The sequence below is a fragment of the Actinoplanes sp. KI2 genome (assembly GCF_025630775.1).
Classification (GTDB): Bacteria; Actinomycetota; Actinomycetes; order Mycobacteriales; family Micromonosporaceae; genus Actinoplanes.
The window spans coordinates 68,369-83,294 of sequence record NZ_JAOSZE010000032.1 but is presented as its reverse complement, the minus strand read 5'-3'; the positions used below and the strand labels follow the sequence as shown (position 1 = coordinate 83,294).

Here is a 14,926-nt window from a genome sequence, read left to right as displayed (position 1 = left end):
CCTCACCCCTTCGCCCGGGAGCGCGGGTCGAGCCACGCGGTCGCGAAGTCGCAGAGCAGCACCGAGACCAGCACCGCGACGGTGAAGAGCATGAACAGCACCTGCATCAGCGGGTAGTCGGTGTTCTGCACGGCGTTGTAGAGCAGGTAGCCGAGTCCGGGGTAGTTGAAGACGTACTCGACGAGGATGGCGCCGGAGATGACGAAGCCGAGCGACATCGCGAAGCCGGACAGGTTGGGCAGGAACGCGTTGCGCGCCGCGTACTGATACATGATCTTCCGATTGGTCAGGCCCTTCGCCCGTCCCATCCGGATGTAGTCCTCGGCCAGGGTGCTGATCATGTTGTTGCGCATGGTCAGCACCCAGCCGCCGACGGCCGTGATGAAGATGGTGAGCCCGGGCAGGATGGCGTGCCGCAGCACGTCGCCGACGAACTGGGGGGTGAGCCCCGGCTGCACGCTGCTGTCGTAGTTGAAGTCGCTGGGCAGCCAGCCGCCGGTCCACACCGAGAAGAACAGGATCAACAGCAGACCGACCCAGAAGTACGGCAGGGCCGAGGTCACCACGAACACCGACGGCAGGATCGAGTCGAGGGCGCCGCCCCGCCGCCAGCCGGCCAGCACCCCGATCACCGAGCCGGCCACGAACGCCAGCACGGTCGCGACCCCGACCAGGCCGAGCGTCCACGGCAGCGCCTGCCCGACGATCTTGGTGATCGGCTCGCCGAGGGCGGACCCGATCGAGACGCCCCAGTTCCCGGTGAACATGTGGCCGAGGTAGTCGAGGTACTGCACGCCGACGTTCTCGTGCGGCTTGTACCCGAACGAGGTCAGCATCTCCTCCAGCGCGGCCGGGGAGAGCTTGTTGTAGGTCCGCGCGCGCAGCGCCTGCAACGGGCTGCCCGGCATGAACCGCGGGAGGAAGAAGTTGATGGTGAGCGCCGCCCACAAGGTGAGCGCGAAGAATCCCATGCGCCGCAGCACGTATCTCATGGGCGGGCCCTCCTCTCCGGCCGGGCTGCTACTGCGCGGCCTTGGAGTACAGGTGCAGCAGCACCTGTTCGTTGTCCGGCACCTTGTACGGCGACGGCTCCGCGTACGGGTTGCTCGGCGTCGGCCATCCCAGGATGTCCGCGGTGTTGTACTGGAACCAGTCCACCGAGCCGGTGGTCGGGATCATCGGCACGTCCCGCAGCATCAGCGCGGAGAGCTGTTTGACGATCGCCACCTGGCCGGCGTCGTCCGCGGTGGCGTACTGGTCGAGCAGCTTGTCGGCCTCGTCGTTGTGGTAGCGCTCGAAGTTGGAGCTCGCGTTCTTGCCGATCGGCGCCGAGTTCTTGGAGTACAAGATCTGCCGCAGCTCGTAGTAGGGCGACGGGCCGCTGTTCTGCTCGGAGTAGTAGGCCAGGTCGAAGTCGCCGGTGTAGAGCTTGCTGAGGAACGCCTGCTGGGCCAGGTCGTCGACGGTCAGGTCGATGCCGATCGGCTGCAGCTGCTGCTTGACCACGGCGAGCGAGGCGTCCCAGTCGGTGTAGCCGGTGATCGTGATGACCGTCAGCTTCAGCGGGTTGGCCGGCGAGTAGCCGGCGCTCGCCAGCAGCGTCTTGGCCTTGTCCGGGTCCGGCTTGTCGTACCCGGAGGCGGCCAGCGCGGCCTGGTCGAAGTACTTCTGGAAGGTCGGCGTCACCACGCCGGTCTGGTTGGCGGCCGGCTGCTGGCCGCCCTCGCCGATCAGCGCGATCTGGTTGCGGTCCAGGGCCGCGGCGATCGCCTGGCGCACCGGAAGCTTGCTGGTGGCCGGGTGCGACGGGTCCAGGTTCGGGAACAGGCCGACGTTGAGCAGCGGCGGCGACCAGGTGTGGTTGTTGCCCGACTTGGCCAGGTAGAACGCCTTGATGTTCGGGATGAACTGCCCGCCCCACTGTGCCTTGCCGCTGGCCAGGTCGTTGTTGGCGGGGGCGTTGTCCAGGTACGCCGGGTACTCGACCTTCTGGATCCAGGGCTTGCCGGGCTGCCAGAACGCCGGATTCGCGGTGTACTCGATGTTGTTCGGGCCGCACGTGCTCAGCAGGTACGGTCCGGTGCCGATCGGCTTCGGGTTGGTCCAGGTGTCCGGGTGCGCCGCGGCCTCGCCGGCCGAGAAGATGTGCTTGGGCACGATGCCGACCTGGTCGGCGACGTTGTAGAAGTACGGCTTCGCGGCCTTGTCGAAGGTCATCGTGACCTGGTTGCCGGCGGCGGCGACCCCGGTCAGCCCGGCGCCGCTCCACAGCGCGAACAGATCCAGCGCCGGGTGGGCCTTCATCAGGTTGAACGTGTACGCCACGTCCTCGGCGCCGAACGGCTGCCCGTCGCTCCACTTCACCCCGTCGCGGATGGTGAACACGAGCGACTTGAGGTCGGCGCTCCACTTGTACCCGGTGGCGAGCATCGGGGTCTCGGCCGAGTTGCCGACCACGGAGACGTGCACCAGCGGCTCGTAGACGAACCCGAGCACCTGCTGGTTCTGCGCCGGGTTGAACGGGTTGAACTGACAGGGCCAGGTCTGCCCGGTGGTGTTGGCGATGGTGACCGTGCCGCCCGGCTTGTGCGGCCCGTCGGTGCCGGCGGCACTCTGGTCGGTGGCGGTCGGGGACGTCGACTTCCCGCTGCACGCGGACAACACGAGGCCCACCGCCAGCACGGCGATCAGGCTCTTGCTCGGTCTCATCCTGGAATTCCCTTCTGGAGGGTGACGACGCCGGTGGGCCGTTCTCGGGCGGCCGCCACACCGAGGGCCAGGGCCCCGATCAGTGGCGCGTCGAAGGGGAAAGCGGCAATGACGAGTTCGGGTGGGTAGGGAACGGCGGCGTCCAGCGCCGCGCGCAGTCGCGGGCCGATCAGGTCCCACGAGCGCACCAGTCCGCCGCCGACCGCGATCCGCTGCGGGTCCACGGCGACGGCGAGGTTCACGAGGTGAAAGGAGAGTTCGGTGAGGAAGGCGTCGAGCACTCCGGCGAGCGCGCGATCCTCAGCCACCGCTTGGAAAAACTCGGATACGGTGATCCCGGGAATCACCCGGGCGGCGGCGGCGAGCAGCGCGCCGCCGCTGACCGTCGCCTCCAGCGGCGTACGGTCGTCGAGCCGGAGCCCCACGTCGCCGAGACCGCGCAGGTTGTAGCCGATCTCGCCGGAGGCGCCGTGGCGCCCGGCGAGGACCGAGCCGCCCGCCACGATCGCGACCGCCAGCCCGGTGCCCAGGTTGAGGTAGACCGCCGGGTCGCAGCCGGCCAGCGCACCGCGGTCGGCCTCGACCTGCGCGGCCGCCTTGACGTCGGTGACCAGCCGGATCGGCACCCGGTCGAAGGCGGCGCCCAGCTCACGGCCGAGCGGCAGCTCGGCCCAGCCGTCGATGGCCGGGGCCAGTGCCACCCCACTCGGGCCGGGAATGCCGAAGGTCGACACGCCGAGGCCGGCCAGCGTGCTGCCCGGTGCCACCCGGGCCAGCAGCCCGCGCCCCGCGTCGATGGCCGCGGACAGGCTGGCCGCCGCCCCGGACTCGGCGGCGGCCGGGACGGTCACGGCGCCGAGCCGGTTACCGTCGAGGTCACCGACCGCAACGGCGATCTTGGTGCCGCCGAAGTCGATGCCGAGCACGACCGCCGGCATACCGCCTCCCAACGTTCTTGCGTTCCGCAAATGATTGTTAGTAAGGCTGACTACCGTCTGATGGTTAGGAAGGTAGACTATCGATCTCGTCCCGGACAAGAGCTTCCCGTGAAGAGTCGGTAACGGAGGAAGATGCATGGCGGTTTCCGGCTCGGCCGCGCGGCCGCGTCTCATCCGCGCGCTCAACGAGCAGCTGATGCTCGACCACATCCGCGCCACGAAGTCGCTGTCCCGGGCCGACCTGGCGCGCATCTCCGGGCTCGCGAAGAACACCGTGTCGCTCGCCCTCGGCAACCTGGAACTGGCCGGCCTGATCCGCCCGGCCGGGGTCCGCACCGGCGTACCCGGGCCGGCCGCCGTGCTCTACGAGGTGAACCCCGACGCCGGTTTCGCCCTCGGGCTCGACGTGGGCGGCCAGTACCTGCGCGGGGCGATCGCCGACGCCGCCGGTGCCGTGCGCGCCCGGGCCACGCTGCGGGCGCGGGCGCGCACCGGTCCCGGCCGGGTGACCGCGCTGGCCAAGCTCGGTGCGCAGCTGCGCGCCGAGGCCGGCTTCGGTCCCGGCGCGCTCGGCCAGACCGTTCTCGGCAGCCCCGGCATCTACGACCCGGCCCACGAGACCCTCACCCTCGCGGCCGGGCTCCCCGGCTGGGGCGAGCCGGCCGTGCTGCGCGACCTGCGCCGCGCGTTCGGCACCGAGCTGGTGCTGGAGAACGACATCGACGCCGCCGCCCTGGCCGAGCAGGCACACGGGCACGGCCGGGACGTGGCCAGCTTCGCGTTCGTCTCGATCGGCACCGGGATCGGCATGGGCCTGGTCATCGACGGCAGGCTGCACCGCGGCGCACACGGCGCGGCCGGCGAGATCGGCTTCCTGCCGATGGACGACGACCGGGCCGACCCCGCCGACGCGCGCCGGCTCGGCGGCCTGGAGAGCGTCGCGTCGGCGGGCGGCATCGTCCGGGCCGCCCGGCGGGCCGGCATGCACGGCCCGCTCTCCGCGCGCACGGTCTTCGAGGCGGCGACCCGCGGCGACGCCCGCGCGCAGGGTGTCGTCGAGGCTGAGGCGACGCTCATCGCGCGGGCGGTGTGCGCCGTCATCGCGGTCGCCGACCCTCACCTGATCGTGCTGGGCGGCGGCGTGGGGCAGGCCGCCGACTTCCTCGGCCGGGTCGCCGACCGGGTCCGCGAGCTGGCGCCGGTGGTGCCGCCCATGCGGGTGAGCGCGCTCGGCGACGACGCGGTGGTGGACGGGTGCCTGGCCGCCGGCGCGGGCCGGCTGTGGGACCGGCTCACCGCCGGGCTCGCCCCGGACAACGGCGGGCCTTGAGGCGGCGCCGTGCACCGGTGCTTGTGTCGCGTTGAGCGTGCCGCCTCGGGAAAAGTGGCGCACACCGCCAAATGCCCGGGTGTGTGGGGCGCACACATGTGCGGCGGCCGACGGTGGGCCGTAGGTTCACGAGCATGACGACTGTGGTCGACCTGGATCTTTCGGGCCGCACCGCCCTGGTGACCGGGGGCGGCAGCGGGATCGGGCGCGCCTGCGCCACCCGGCTCGCGCAGGCGGGCGCGGACGTGATCGTGGTGGATGTGAACGGCGCCGCCGCGAAGGAGGTGGCGGTCCAGATCGGCGGGCGGGAGCTGGTCGCCGACCTCGGCGACCCGGAGGCGGTGGCCGAGCTGCCCGGCGCGGTCGACGTGCTGGTCAACAACGCCGGGCTGCAGGTCGTCGCGCCGCTGACCGAGTTCCCGGACGACCGGTTCGCGCTGATTCAGCGGGTCATGGTCGAGGCGCCGTACCGGCTGACCAAGCGGGTGCTGCCGCACATGTACGAGCGCGGCTGGGGCCGGATCGTGAACATCTCCTCGGTGCACGGTCTGCTGGCCTCGCCGTACAAGTCGGCGTACGTCGCCGCCAAGCACGGGCTCGAGGGCCTCTCCAAGGTCACCGCCCTGGAGGGCGCGCCGCACGGCGTGACGTCAAACTGCATCTGCCCGGCGTTCGTGCGTACGCCCCTGGTCGACAAGCAGATCGCGGACCAGGCGGAGATCAACGACATCCCGCCGCACGAGGTGATCGAGAAGATCATGCTGGACCGGGCGGCGATCAAGCGATTGATCGAGCCGGCCGAGGTCGCCGAGCTGATGGCCTACCTGTGCACCCCACCGGCCTCGCTGATCACCGGTGCGTCGATCACGATCGACGGCGGCTGGACCGCACACTAGTTTGCCATCATGCTCGAGTTCCTGACCCTGCTCGCCCGGGAGGCCGCCCCGGTCGAGTTCGAGCGGCCGCTGCTCGCCGCCCGGCAGTCCGGCGCGCCCGCCGCCGAGCTGGCCGAGCTCGAAGAGATCAAGATCGCCGCCTTGCGCGTACGCGAGCTGCTCGAGCGCCGCCGGCGCCGCGAGGAGGAGCTGTCCGCGCTGTACGACACCGCGGGCGACCTCGCCGGGCTGCGCGATCTCGACGCGGTGCTGCGGGCGATCGTGCACCGGGCGCGCACGCTGCTCGGCGCGGACGTCTCGTACCTGACGCTGGACGATCCGGAGCGCGGCGACACGTACATGCGGATCACCGACGGCTCGGTGGCGGCCAGCTTCCAGACGCTGCGCCTGCCGGCCGGCGCCGGGCTGGGCGGGCTGGTCGCGGTCTCCGGCACGCCGTACGCCACCGCGCACTACGGCAACGACCCCCGGTTCCGGCACACCGCGGAGATCGACTCCGGGGTACGGGACGAAGGTCTGGTCGCGATCCTGGGTGTGCCGCTGCTGCTCGGCCCGACGGTGATCGGCGTGCTGTTCGCCGCGAACCGGACCGAGCGGCCGTTCGCCCGCGAGGAGGTCGCGCTGCTCGCCTCGCTGGCCGCGCACGCCGCGATCGCGATCGACACCGCCCGGCTGCTCACCGAGACCCAGGCGGCGCTGGCCGAGCTGTCCGAGGCGAACGACGTGATCCAGGCGCACAGCGCGTCGGTCGAGCGGGCCGCCGCCGCGCACGACCGGATGACCGCGCTGGTGCTGCGCGGCGGCGGCGTCGAGGACGTGGCCGCCGATCTGGTCGACGTGCTCGGCGGCGCGCTGCTCGTGCTGGACGCGCAGGGCCGCACCCTGGCGACCGCCAAGTCCTCGTCGTGGGCGGGCGGCGAGCCCGCGCCGGAGGCCTCCGAGGTGGCCTCCGCGGTCGCCGCGTCCCGGGCGGAGGGCCGCAGTGTGCATCGCGGCGACGCGTTCGTGGCGGCGGTCGCGGCCGGCGCCGACAACCTGGGCGCGCTGGTGTTCCACCCGTCGCACCAGCTCGAGGGCGCCGACCAGCGGATCCTCGAGCGGGCCGCGCAGATCACCGCGCTGCTGCTGCTCTTCCGCCGGACGGTCGCCGAGGCCGAGGGGCAGGTGCGCGGGGAGCTGCTCGACGACCTGATCGCGGGGCCGTTGCGCGACGAGGAGGGGCTGCGGTCGCGGGCCGCGCGGCTGGGCGTGTCGCTGGACGAGCCGCACGTGCTCGTCGCGGCGGCCGGTGAGCTGCGGCAACGGGCCCTGTCCTGGGCGCGGACCTTCGCCGCCACGCGCGGCGGGCTGGCGGCCGGACGAGACGGGCGGATCGCGCTGCTGCTGCCCGGGTCGGATCCGGCCGCGTGTGCCCGTACGGTCGCCAAGGAGATGGGCCGGGCGCTGAGCCGCCCGGTCACCGCGGGGGCGGCCGGCCCCGCCTGTTCGCCGGCCGAGGTGGCGCCCGCCTTCCACGAGGCCGACTCGTGCGCGACCGCGCTGATCGCCCTGGGCCGGGCCGGCGACGGCGCCAGCCACACCGAACTGGGGTACGTCGGGCTGCTGCTCGGCGACCGGCGCGACGTCCCCGCGTTCGTTGCCGCCGCCGCCGGCCCGGTGATCGACTACGACGCCCGGCGCGGGACCGCCCTGCTCAAGACCCTGGAGGCGTACTTCGCGGCGGGCGGCAGCCTGTCCCGGGCGGCGGAGTCGCTGCACGTCCACGTCAACACCGTCACCCAGCGCCTCGACCGCATCTCGCACCTGCTCGGCGCCGACTGGCAGTCGCCGCCCCGCGCCCTCGACCTCCAGCTGGCCCTGCGCCTGCACCGGCTGCGCGGCCCGCTCTCCACCTGATCCGCACGCCGCGGCCCACTCGACGTGACCGACCCACATGCCGCGGCCCACTCTCCACCTGACCCACATGGTCCCGGCACCGCGGATGTGGGTCGCACCCATGTGGCGCCGGCCCACGGAGTGCCTAGGCTGCTGGTGTGGAAGAGATCGACGTCGCCGTCCGGGGCGGGTCGCTGCGGGTGCTGGCCTGGCCCGGCGACGGGCCGCTGGTCATCGCGGCCCATGGGATCACCGCCAATGCGCTCAGCTGGGCCGCGGTCGCGCGGGAGCTGGCGGGACGCGTACGGCTGGTTGCTCCCGATCTGCGCGGGCGGGCACGGAGCGCGGGTCTGCCCGGGCCGTTCGGGATGGCCGCGCACGCGGCCGATCTGATCGCGGTGGCCGACCATTTCGGGGCGGCGAAGGTGGCTCTGGCCGGGCACTCGATGGGCGGTTTCGTGGTGACCGAGACGGCCGCCCGGTATCCGACCCGGGTGTCGTCGGTGCTGCTCATCGACGGCGGGGTGCCGCTGCCCCTGCCACCGGACATCGACGTGGACACCGCTCTGCTCGCCACGATCGGGCCCGCGATGCGCCGCCTATCGATGACATTCGCGACATCGGACGAATACTTGGCGTATTTCAGGTCAAACCCGGCGCTCGGCTCGGCCTGGAATCATGATATTTCCGAATATGTCTTGCGGGATTACACCGGCGTCAGGTCGTCCTGCAACATCGACGCCATCCGTGCCGACGCCCGGGACATGCTCACCGGCGCCGCGCCCGCCGAGTTCCCGCTGCTGGCAGCCCCGCGCGGCCTGCAGGACGAGCCCACCGGCATGTATCCCCCGGCGCTGCTGCACGCGGTCGGCGCCGAGATGGTCCCCGACGTCAACCATTACACGATCCTGCTCGGCGGCGGCGCCGCCCACGTCGCGAAGCGGATCAGCGAAATGGCCGACCCCGGTTTCACCCGCTCGGCACTGGAATAAATAGACATTTTGTGGTATACTGTGGACTTCCCCGGTCTAGCGTTGCCGCCATGCATGACTTCCGCGTACCGGAATTCTTCGAGGTCTTCGGCGACGCCAGCGGCGACCTGAAGCTCGACGTCCTCGGCTACCTCTTCGCCGACCCGTTCCTCTCCGCCGACGCCACCGGCGCCCGCCCGGTCCCCCGCGACCTGTTCCTGCAGGCCCTCCCCCGCCGGGCGGCGCTGTTCGCCGACGCCGGCCTGGGCCCGGCCGCACTGACGGCCCTGACCTGGGATCGCCTCGACGACCACTACCTGCTCGCCCGCACCGAGTGGGCGTGCCCGAGCCTGGCCGGCGGCGAGCCGAGGCTCCTGTCCTCCTCGTTCCTGCTGCACGACGACGGCGACCGCCTCCAGATCGTGCTCTACCTCAACCACCAGGGTCTTTGAGTATTCGCACTCATTCGCCGCGGACGCCCCGCCCGCGAGGATGACCGCCATGGACATCAACACGCAGCCGAAGGTCACCAATGCGTTCTACGCACAGGCAGTCGCCTCGTTCGCCGTCTCCCTGGTGGCCGTCGCCATCGGCATCTACTACCTGCCGGTCGGCGGCTGGGTCCGCGCCTTCCTCGGCCTGGGCCTGCTCTACGTGGTGACCTCCGCCTTCACCCTCGCCAAGACCGTCCGCGACGCCCAGGAGTCCGGCACCGTCGTCCGCCGGGTCGACCAGGCCCGCATCGACAAGCTCATCAGCGAACACAACCCGTTCAGCAACGCCGGGGCCTAAGCTCCCCGCCGGGCGATCAGGTGGAACACGTGCCAGTGCTTGGTACCGCTCCAGGCCGGCCCGTCGGCGTCCTCCTCGACGAGCTTCACCACCTCGAGCCCCTCGGCGAGCCGGCGCACGGCCGGCTCGTCGAGAAAGGTCTCCCCCGGCGTCCCGGCCCACTCGTCCCGGTCGCCGAGCAGATTGACGGCGAGCCAGCCACCCGGGCGCAGGCTCGAGCGGATCCGCCGCCACGCCGGCGCGAAGCTCTCCGGCGGCAGATACTGCAACGAGTATCCGGAGTAGACCAGGTCGGCCGGTGGCAGTTCGTCCGGCAGCGCGAGATCCCGTTCCTCGATCCGCAGCCGTTCGTCGGCCCCGGCCGTCGCCAGCACCCGCTCCGCGGTCCCGGGCGCCGAGTCGATCGCGTGCACCCGCCACCCCGCGTCCAGCAGCGCCCGCGTCTCGATCCCCGCCCCGCAACCCAGGTCGACCGCCCGGCGTCCCGCCCCCGGCCCGGCCAGCCCGATCAGCTCGGCGCAGAGCTCCCGCACCGAGCGCCCGGCCTGCCGGTCGTTGTAGTCCGCCCAGTGCAACCCATCCCGCCCCGCCACACCCTCCGATCCTGCCGGACGCCCGGTCGCCGGGCCACGGGATTCCCGGCGGCGATGAGATCCTGAGCGGGTGGGTGAGCAGGGGCGAAGCTCATCGGCGGGCGTGCCGTCCGGACGACGTCCGGGTGCCAGCCCCCGATCGGGGTCCGGACTCGTTCGGCCGCGGCTGGCAGAGGGCTTCGAGGACGGCCACGGCACCCTCCTGCCGGCGGATCACCACGGCGGCCATCGCGGTGGAGAGGGCCGGCACGGTCAGTGCGGCGAGCTCGGCGAACCGGGAGCGGCCGCGCATCATCCGGGTCGCCTCGCTGATCGCCTTGCCGATGTCCCGGCGCGCCTCCTCGGCCAGCCGCAGCCGCTGTCGTTCCTCCGCGAAGTTCTGCTGGTCGCGACGGCGCTGGTCGGCCAGGCGGGCCATCTCGACCTGAAGCCCGCCGTCGATGCGGTGGATCTCCGCGGCGTAGCGGCGGTCGGCCTCGTGCCGGCTGACCGCACCCTCCACCTTGATCGCCGACAGGGAGGCGTCGAAGCCGCGTTCCAGCCGCAGCAGGTCGACCTGGTCCCGGCGCAGGTCGGCGCGCTCGTCCGCGGCGAACTCGGCCATCCTCGCCTCGTACATCCGACGGGAATGCTTGTCCGCGGCGGTTGCCTGCTGCCGCATCCCGGCCCTCTCCTGCTCGTGCCGCTACCGGTCGTGGGTCGCCACCGTCCTGAGCCGCTGCATCTCCACCCGGGACGCCATCACCTTCGCGACCAGCCGGGACAGGCCGAGCAGCGGATGGATGGCGGCCGCGAAATCGGCCACCGTCTCGGTGAAGGACGGCGCGTCACCGTCGTAGCGGACCAGCTCAACGGACATCGATCAACTCCGGTTCTCCTCCGACAGGACCGGAACCAAGAATGGGCACGCGGGACCCGGACGTGCATGGGCCGCCGCGCCAGAACAATGTGCCCGAGCGAGTTACCCCATGCCGGGGAGGCGACACACCGGGTGTCCGCTCAGGACGCGGCCCGGCGCAGGGCGAGCAGGCCCGCGGTGAAGACCGGCAGACCGTCGCCGAGGCCGGCGAAGAACGCGGCGTCGCAGGCCTCCACCGCGACCACCGCCCGGTTGGCGAGGTCGCGGCCGGCCCCGGTCACGGCCACCGCGCGGGCCCGCCGGTCGGTCGGATGCGCCGGCCGGTGCACCAGGTTGCGGCTCTCCAAGGTGCGCAGTACCTGGGAGGTCATCATCGGGTCGGTGGCGGCCAGGTCGGCGAGGGTCTTCTGGGTGACCGGGCCGGCGTCCTGCAGGTAGGTGAGCGTGGCCAGCAGCACGAACTGGACGTGAGTGAGGTCGAACGGTTTCAGCGCGGCCCGCTGCGCGGCCTGCCACCGGTTGGTGACCTGCCACAGCAGCAGGCCGGGGCTCTCGTCGGCGCTCTCGTACCCGGAGGCGAGACTCACGCCGGCACCCGCTGTCCGTGCATCGCCGCGTGAATGCGGGCGAAGTCGTCGTCGGTGAGCGGTACGAGGCCACGACGCAGCGAGACACCCCACCCGGGCCGGGCGGTGAGGTCCAGCGGCAGGCTCCGGATCGGCGTCTCGACCGCGTCCGGCAGGTACTCGACCCGGCGCCGCCACGGATGGAAGTCGCCCTCGTGGGCCTGCCAGATCTCGTCGTCGGCGACCACGCCGAGCGCGGTGAACGCCTGCAGCGGCTCGCCGCCGCGCAGGCTCGTGCGCGGTGAGTAGCAGACGAGCCAGTCGCCGGCCGCGAGCCGGGCGAGCCCGTCCCGCTTGCCGTGCCCGAGCTGGGCGATGCCCCGTTGGGTGCCACGCCGGACGTGATCGCGGCAGACCACGCCGAGCCAGGCGCTCATGCCGGCACCCCGGCCGCGCGCGCGGCGGCCTCGAGCCGGGTGAGGTCGGCGCCGAGCCCGGTCGCGATGCCCTTGCCGAGCACCGCGGTCCAGAAGAACGCGAGCGGGCCGGCGATGGTCACCGTCACCGCGACGGTGGTGCGGCCCGCCGCGTCGACGCTCACCAGGTGCTGGAAGGTCAGTCGCGCGCCCAGCAGCAGCGAGACGTCGGTGAACTCGCGCCCCGGGACGAGCGACGTGACGACGAACCGGGTGGCCGGGCCGCCCTTCGGCTTCAGCTGCCCGGTCGCCCCGGTCCGGAACGGGCCGTCGAGGCGTACCCATGCGGTGTCGGTATTCCACTGCGGCCAGGTGGCCATGTCGGCCCAGCGCTCGAAGAAGGCCTCGGCGGGGACGTCGGTGGTGATCTGTGCGGTGGCGATCGTCTTCATACATTTAGTATGCGCGCTTACTATCTCGCCGTCAACCGCGTTCGTCACGCATATCGCTTGCGGGCGGTCTCCCAGCCGGGCAGCTCCGACGCCGGGCGGGACGCCTGACCGACGTAGTCGGCGGAGGGGCGGATGATTTTGCCGAGGCGCTTCTGCTCGAGGATGTGCGCGCTCCAGCCGGCGGTACGGGCGCAGGTGAACATGCCGGCCAGCATGTCCGGCGGCACCTGCGCGAAGTCGAGCACGACGGCCGCCCAGTACTCGACGTTGGTCTCCAGCACCCGGTCCGGCTTGCGCTCGCGCAGTTCGGCCAGCGCCGCCTGCTCCAGTTCGAGTGCCGCCTCGTACCGCGGCGCGCCCAGCTCGCGGGCCGCCTCGCGCAGGATCGTCGCCCGCGGGTCCTCGGCGCGATAGATCGCGTGACCGAAGCCCATCAGGCGCTTACCCGCATCCAGGATCCCTTTCACGTACGCCCGGGGCTCGGCCCCGCGCTGCACGTCCTCGATCATGCCGAGCGCGCGGGCCGGAGCGCCCCCGTGCAGCGGCCCGGAGAGCGCGGCCACCGCGGCGGACATGCAGGTCGGCACGTCGGCACCGGTGCTGGCCACCACGCGGGCGGTGAACGTGGACGCGTTCATCCCGTGCTCGGCCGCGCACACCCAATAGCGGTCGATGGCGGCCACGTGACGCGGGTCGGGGTCGCCCTGCCAGCGGATCATGAACCGCTCGGTGGCGTTGCGGCCGGCATCGACCAGCCGCTGCGGGACCGCGGGCATCCGCGGGCCACGGGCCGACTGGGCCACAAAGGACAGCATCATCACCGAGACGCGGGCCAGATCCTCGCGGGCCTGCGCGTCGTCGATGTCGATCAGCGGGCGCAGCCCCCAGTGCGGCGCGAGCATCGACACCGCGGCCTGCACGTCGACGCGGGTGTCGCCGGAATGCACCGGGATCGGGTACGGCTCGGCGGGCGGCAGGCCCTGCGCGAAGTCACCGTCGGCGAGCAGACCCCACACGTCGGCGAAGCTCACCCGCCCCGCCAGGTCACGAAGGTCGACGCCGCGGTACCGCAGCGATCCGCCGTCCCGATCGGGCTCGGCGATCTCGGTGTCGAACGCTACGACACCGGCCAGTCCAGGATTGACAGTCAGCATCCTCCGACGATGTATGTTGTTCATGTTGACGTCAACATTGATTCAGTCAATATGAGAGCGGTTGCACATGCCCCGGGAGTCCCCTCTGCTGACCACCGAACAGGTCGCCGCCCGACTGGGCGTCAAACCCACGACGGTGTACGCGTACGTCAGCCGTGGCCTGCTCACCAGCATCCGCAATGCCGACGGCAAGGGCAGCCTGTTCGCCCGGGCGGACGTGGACGCGTTCGTCGCCGGTCGTCGGCGCACCACGACGCCGGGCATCCAGACCGGCATCACCCTGATCCGGGACGGCGGGCTGTACTACCGGGGCACGGACGCGCTCCACCTGGCCCGCACGTCGACGTTCGAGGCGGTGGCCACGCTGCTCTGGACGGGCACCCTCGACCACGTCGATCTCGTGCCGAACCCGGAGCTCACCGCCCTCGCCGAGGCGGTCGTCCGGCCGCTGCCCGCCGATGCCCGCACCACCGACCGGCTACGCGTGATCGTCGCGGCCGCCGCGACGGCCGACCCGCTGCGCTTCGACACCAGCGCGCCGGCCGTCATCGCCACCGGCCGCACGATGCTGGCCACCATGGTCAGCGCACTCCCCCAAGCCGGGACGACGCACGCCGGGGCGCCGCACGCCGGGCCGTCGACCTCGGCGGCCGGGATGTCGGGCGACCCGCGAGCCGATCCGGGCGCCGGGCGGCGGGGCGGCCGACTGGCGGAGGCGCTGTGGCCCCGGCTCACCGCCCGCCCGCCGGACCCCACGGACTGCCGCGTGCTGGATGCCGCGCTCATCCTGCTGGCCGATCACGACATCGCCGCCTCCACGCTCGCCGCGCGGGTCGCCGCCTCGACCCGCGCCCACCCCTACGCCGTGGTCGGCGCCGGCCTCGCCGCCCTGGACGGCCCGTTCCACGGCGCGGCGAGCGGCCTCGCGTACGCCCTGCTGAACGACGCGATCCAGAACCGCGACCCGGTCGCCACCATCGCCGCCCGCCTGCGCACCGACGGTCACCTCCCCGGCTTCGGGCACGGCCTCTACCCGGACGGCGACCCGCGCGCCGCGACGCTGCTGGACCTGCTCGACGACGGCCCGGCCCGGGACATGGCGGTCCGCCTGGCGCAAGCGGTCCGGGAGCGCTCCGGCACCCACCCCAACATCGATCTCGCCCTGGCCGCCCTCGCCCTGCATCACGGCATGCCCGCCGACGCCGGCGAGGCCGTCTTCGCCGTGGCACGCACGGCCGGCTGGCTGGCGCACGCCCTGGAGGAGTACGCCGACCGCCCCAGTCGCTTCCGCCCGGTCGGGCAGTACGCCGGCCGCACGCCGTCCGCGTGAGCACCGCGCCCGATCGGCAATGGTAAGCGCCACACTTTGCCATTT

The 14,926-nt window shown here is 72.3% G+C and carries 17 protein-coding genes; 7 read left to right on the top strand and 10 right to left on the bottom strand.

Going from position 1 to position 14,926, the window contains the following annotated elements; all coding sequences use genetic code 11:
* Nucleotides 1-2: 2 nt before the first annotated feature.
* From ODJ79_RS30850 to ODJ79_RS30840, 3 genes are read right to left on the bottom strand one after another with little or no spacing between them, the layout of a single operon-like run.
* Nucleotides 3-992 (bottom strand): ABC transporter permease, encoded by a 990-nt coding sequence (locus ODJ79_RS30850; protein WP_263027133.1) that lies wholly within the window; start codon nt 990-992, stop codon nt 3-5.
* A gap of 28 nt (nt 993-1,020) precedes the next feature.
* Nucleotides 1,021-2,709 carry an ABC transporter substrate-binding protein gene (locus ODJ79_RS30845; RefSeq protein ID WP_263027132.1) on the bottom strand — a complete coding sequence of 563 codons (1,689 nt, stop codon included), beginning with the start codon at nt 2,707-2,709 and terminating at the stop codon, nt 1,021-1,023.
* Complete coding sequence (locus ODJ79_RS30840; protein WP_263027131.1) at nt 2,706-3,647, bottom strand: ROK family protein; 942 nt, start codon at nt 3,645-3,647, stop codon at nt 2,706-2,708. The genes ODJ79_RS30845 and ODJ79_RS30840 overlap by 4 nt, the downstream gene beginning before the upstream one ends.
* Nucleotides 3,648-3,783: 136 nt before the next feature.
* Between ODJ79_RS30840 and ODJ79_RS30835 the strand changes: the two genes are divergently transcribed.
* From ODJ79_RS30835 to ODJ79_RS30810, 6 genes are all read left to right on the top strand, one after another.
* The gene (locus tag ODJ79_RS30835; RefSeq protein WP_263027130.1) at nt 3,784-4,977 is read left to right on the top strand and encodes an ROK family protein; all 1,194 of its coding nucleotides are present in this window, start codon (nt 3,784-3,786) and stop codon (nt 4,975-4,977) included.
* Between the two features lie 134 nt (nt 4,978-5,111).
* On the top strand, nt 5,112-5,873 hold the full coding sequence (locus ODJ79_RS30830) for a 3-hydroxybutyrate dehydrogenase (protein ID WP_263027129.1): 762 nt from the start codon (nt 5,112-5,114) through the stop codon (nt 5,871-5,873).
* Nucleotides 5,874-5,882: 9 nt separating this feature from the next.
* A complete protein-coding gene (locus tag ODJ79_RS30825) occupies nt 5,883-7,769 on the top strand; it encodes a helix-turn-helix domain-containing protein (RefSeq protein WP_263027128.1) in 1,887 nt (628 codons plus the stop codon).
* A 137-nt stretch (nt 7,770-7,906) separates the two neighbouring features.
* Nucleotides 7,907-8,740, top strand: coding sequence for an alpha/beta hydrolase (locus tag ODJ79_RS30820; RefSeq protein ID WP_263027127.1), 834 nt, complete (start codon nt 7,907-7,909; stop codon nt 8,738-8,740).
* Nucleotides 8,741-8,790: 50 nt separating this feature from the next.
* Nucleotides 8,791-9,171: a hypothetical protein gene (locus ODJ79_RS30815; RefSeq protein ID WP_263027126.1), complete on the top strand. Its 381-nt coding sequence runs from the start codon at nt 8,791-8,793 to the stop codon at nt 9,169-9,171.
* Nucleotides 9,172-9,220: 49 nt separating this feature from the next.
* Nucleotides 9,221-9,511: a YiaA/YiaB family inner membrane protein gene (locus ODJ79_RS30810; protein ID WP_263027125.1), complete on the top strand. Its 291-nt coding sequence runs from the start codon at nt 9,221-9,223 to the stop codon at nt 9,509-9,511.
* Here the strand turns inward: ODJ79_RS30810 and ODJ79_RS30805 are convergent.
* From ODJ79_RS30805 to ODJ79_RS30775, 7 genes are all read right to left on the bottom strand, one after another.
* Nucleotides 9,508-10,104 (bottom strand): class I SAM-dependent methyltransferase, encoded by a 597-nt coding sequence (locus ODJ79_RS30805; protein ID WP_263027124.1) that lies wholly within the window; start codon nt 10,102-10,104, stop codon nt 9,508-9,510. The two genes, ODJ79_RS30810 and ODJ79_RS30805, sit on opposite strands and share 4 nt — an antisense overlap.
* A 91-nt stretch (nt 10,105-10,195) precedes the next feature.
* Nucleotides 10,196-10,765: a hypothetical protein gene (locus ODJ79_RS30800; protein ID WP_263027123.1), complete on the bottom strand. Its 570-nt coding sequence runs from the start codon at nt 10,763-10,765 to the stop codon at nt 10,196-10,198.
* Between the two features lie 24 nt (nt 10,766-10,789).
* Nucleotides 10,790-10,963: a hypothetical protein gene (locus tag ODJ79_RS30795; protein WP_263027122.1), complete on the bottom strand. Its 174-nt coding sequence runs from the start codon at nt 10,961-10,963 to the stop codon at nt 10,790-10,792.
* A gap of 140 nt (nt 10,964-11,103) precedes the next feature.
* Entirely contained in the window at nt 11,104-11,550 is a 447-nt protein-coding gene (locus tag ODJ79_RS30790; RefSeq protein ID WP_263027121.1) for a MarR family winged helix-turn-helix transcriptional regulator, read from the bottom strand.
* Nucleotides 11,547-11,966: an EVE domain-containing protein gene (locus ODJ79_RS30785; RefSeq protein WP_263027120.1), complete on the bottom strand. Its 420-nt coding sequence runs from the start codon at nt 11,964-11,966 to the stop codon at nt 11,547-11,549. Before ODJ79_RS30785 ends, ODJ79_RS30790 begins: the two co-directional genes overlap by 4 nt.
* Nucleotides 11,963-12,397: an SRPBCC family protein gene (locus ODJ79_RS30780; RefSeq protein WP_263027119.1), complete on the bottom strand. Its 435-nt coding sequence runs from the start codon at nt 12,395-12,397 to the stop codon at nt 11,963-11,965. The genes ODJ79_RS30785 and ODJ79_RS30780 overlap by 4 nt, the downstream gene beginning before the upstream one ends.
* Before the next feature lie 44 nt (nt 12,398-12,441).
* Nucleotides 12,442-13,551: a citrate synthase 2 gene (locus ODJ79_RS30775; protein WP_263027118.1), complete on the bottom strand. Its 1,110-nt coding sequence runs from the start codon at nt 13,549-13,551 to the stop codon at nt 12,442-12,444.
* Nucleotides 13,552-13,618: 67 nt separating this feature from the next.
* Here ODJ79_RS30775 and ODJ79_RS30770 point away from each other — a divergent pair, with 67 nt between their 5' ends.
* A complete protein-coding gene (locus ODJ79_RS30770; RefSeq protein ID WP_263027117.1) occupies nt 13,619-14,881 on the top strand; it encodes a citrate synthase in 1,263 nt (420 codons plus the stop codon).
* The last annotated feature ends 45 nt before the right edge of the window (nt 14,882-14,926 follow it).

Coding starts and splice junctions, on each gene's coding strand:
- ODJ79_RS30780 (WP_263027119.1), bottom strand. CDS start 12,397: ATGAAGACGATCGCCACCGCACAGATCACCACCGACGTCCCCGCCGAG.
- ODJ79_RS30845 (WP_263027132.1), bottom strand. CDS start 2,709: ATGAGACCGAGCAAGAGCCTGATCGCCGTGCTGGCGGTGGGCCTCGTG.
- ODJ79_RS30825 (WP_263027128.1), top strand. CDS start 5,883: ATGCTCGAGTTCCTGACCCTGCTCGCCCGGGAGGCCGCCCCGGTCGAG.
- ODJ79_RS30770 (WP_263027117.1), top strand. CDS start 13,619: ATGCCCCGGGAGTCCCCTCTGCTGACCACCGAACAGGTCGCCGCCCGA.
- ODJ79_RS30785 (WP_263027120.1), bottom strand. CDS start 11,966: ATGAGCGCCTGGCTCGGCGTGGTCTGCCGCGATCACGTCCGGCGTGGC.
- ODJ79_RS30815 (WP_263027126.1), top strand. CDS start 8,791: ATGCATGACTTCCGCGTACCGGAATTCTTCGAGGTCTTCGGCGACGCC.
- ODJ79_RS30775 (WP_263027118.1), bottom strand. CDS start 13,551: ATGCTGACTGTCAATCCTGGACTGGCCGGTGTCGTAGCGTTCGACACC.
- ODJ79_RS30795 (WP_263027122.1), bottom strand. CDS start 10,963: ATGTCCGTTGAGCTGGTCCGCTACGACGGTGACGCGCCGTCCTTCACC.
- ODJ79_RS30830 (WP_263027129.1), top strand. CDS start 5,112: ATGACGACTGTGGTCGACCTGGATCTTTCGGGCCGCACCGCCCTGGTG.
- ODJ79_RS30810 (WP_263027125.1), top strand. CDS start 9,221: ATGGACATCAACACGCAGCCGAAGGTCACCAATGCGTTCTACGCACAG.
- ODJ79_RS30850 (WP_263027133.1), bottom strand. CDS start 992: ATGAGATACGTGCTGCGGCGCATGGGATTCTTCGCGCTCACCTTGTGG.
- ODJ79_RS30835 (WP_263027130.1), top strand. CDS start 3,784: ATGGCGGTTTCCGGCTCGGCCGCGCGGCCGCGTCTCATCCGCGCGCTC.
- ODJ79_RS30800 (WP_263027123.1), bottom strand. CDS start 10,765: ATGCGGCAGCAGGCAACCGCCGCGGACAAGCATTCCCGTCGGATGTAC.
- ODJ79_RS30840 (WP_263027131.1), bottom strand. CDS start 3,647: ATGCCGGCGGTCGTGCTCGGCATCGACTTCGGCGGCACCAAGATCGCC.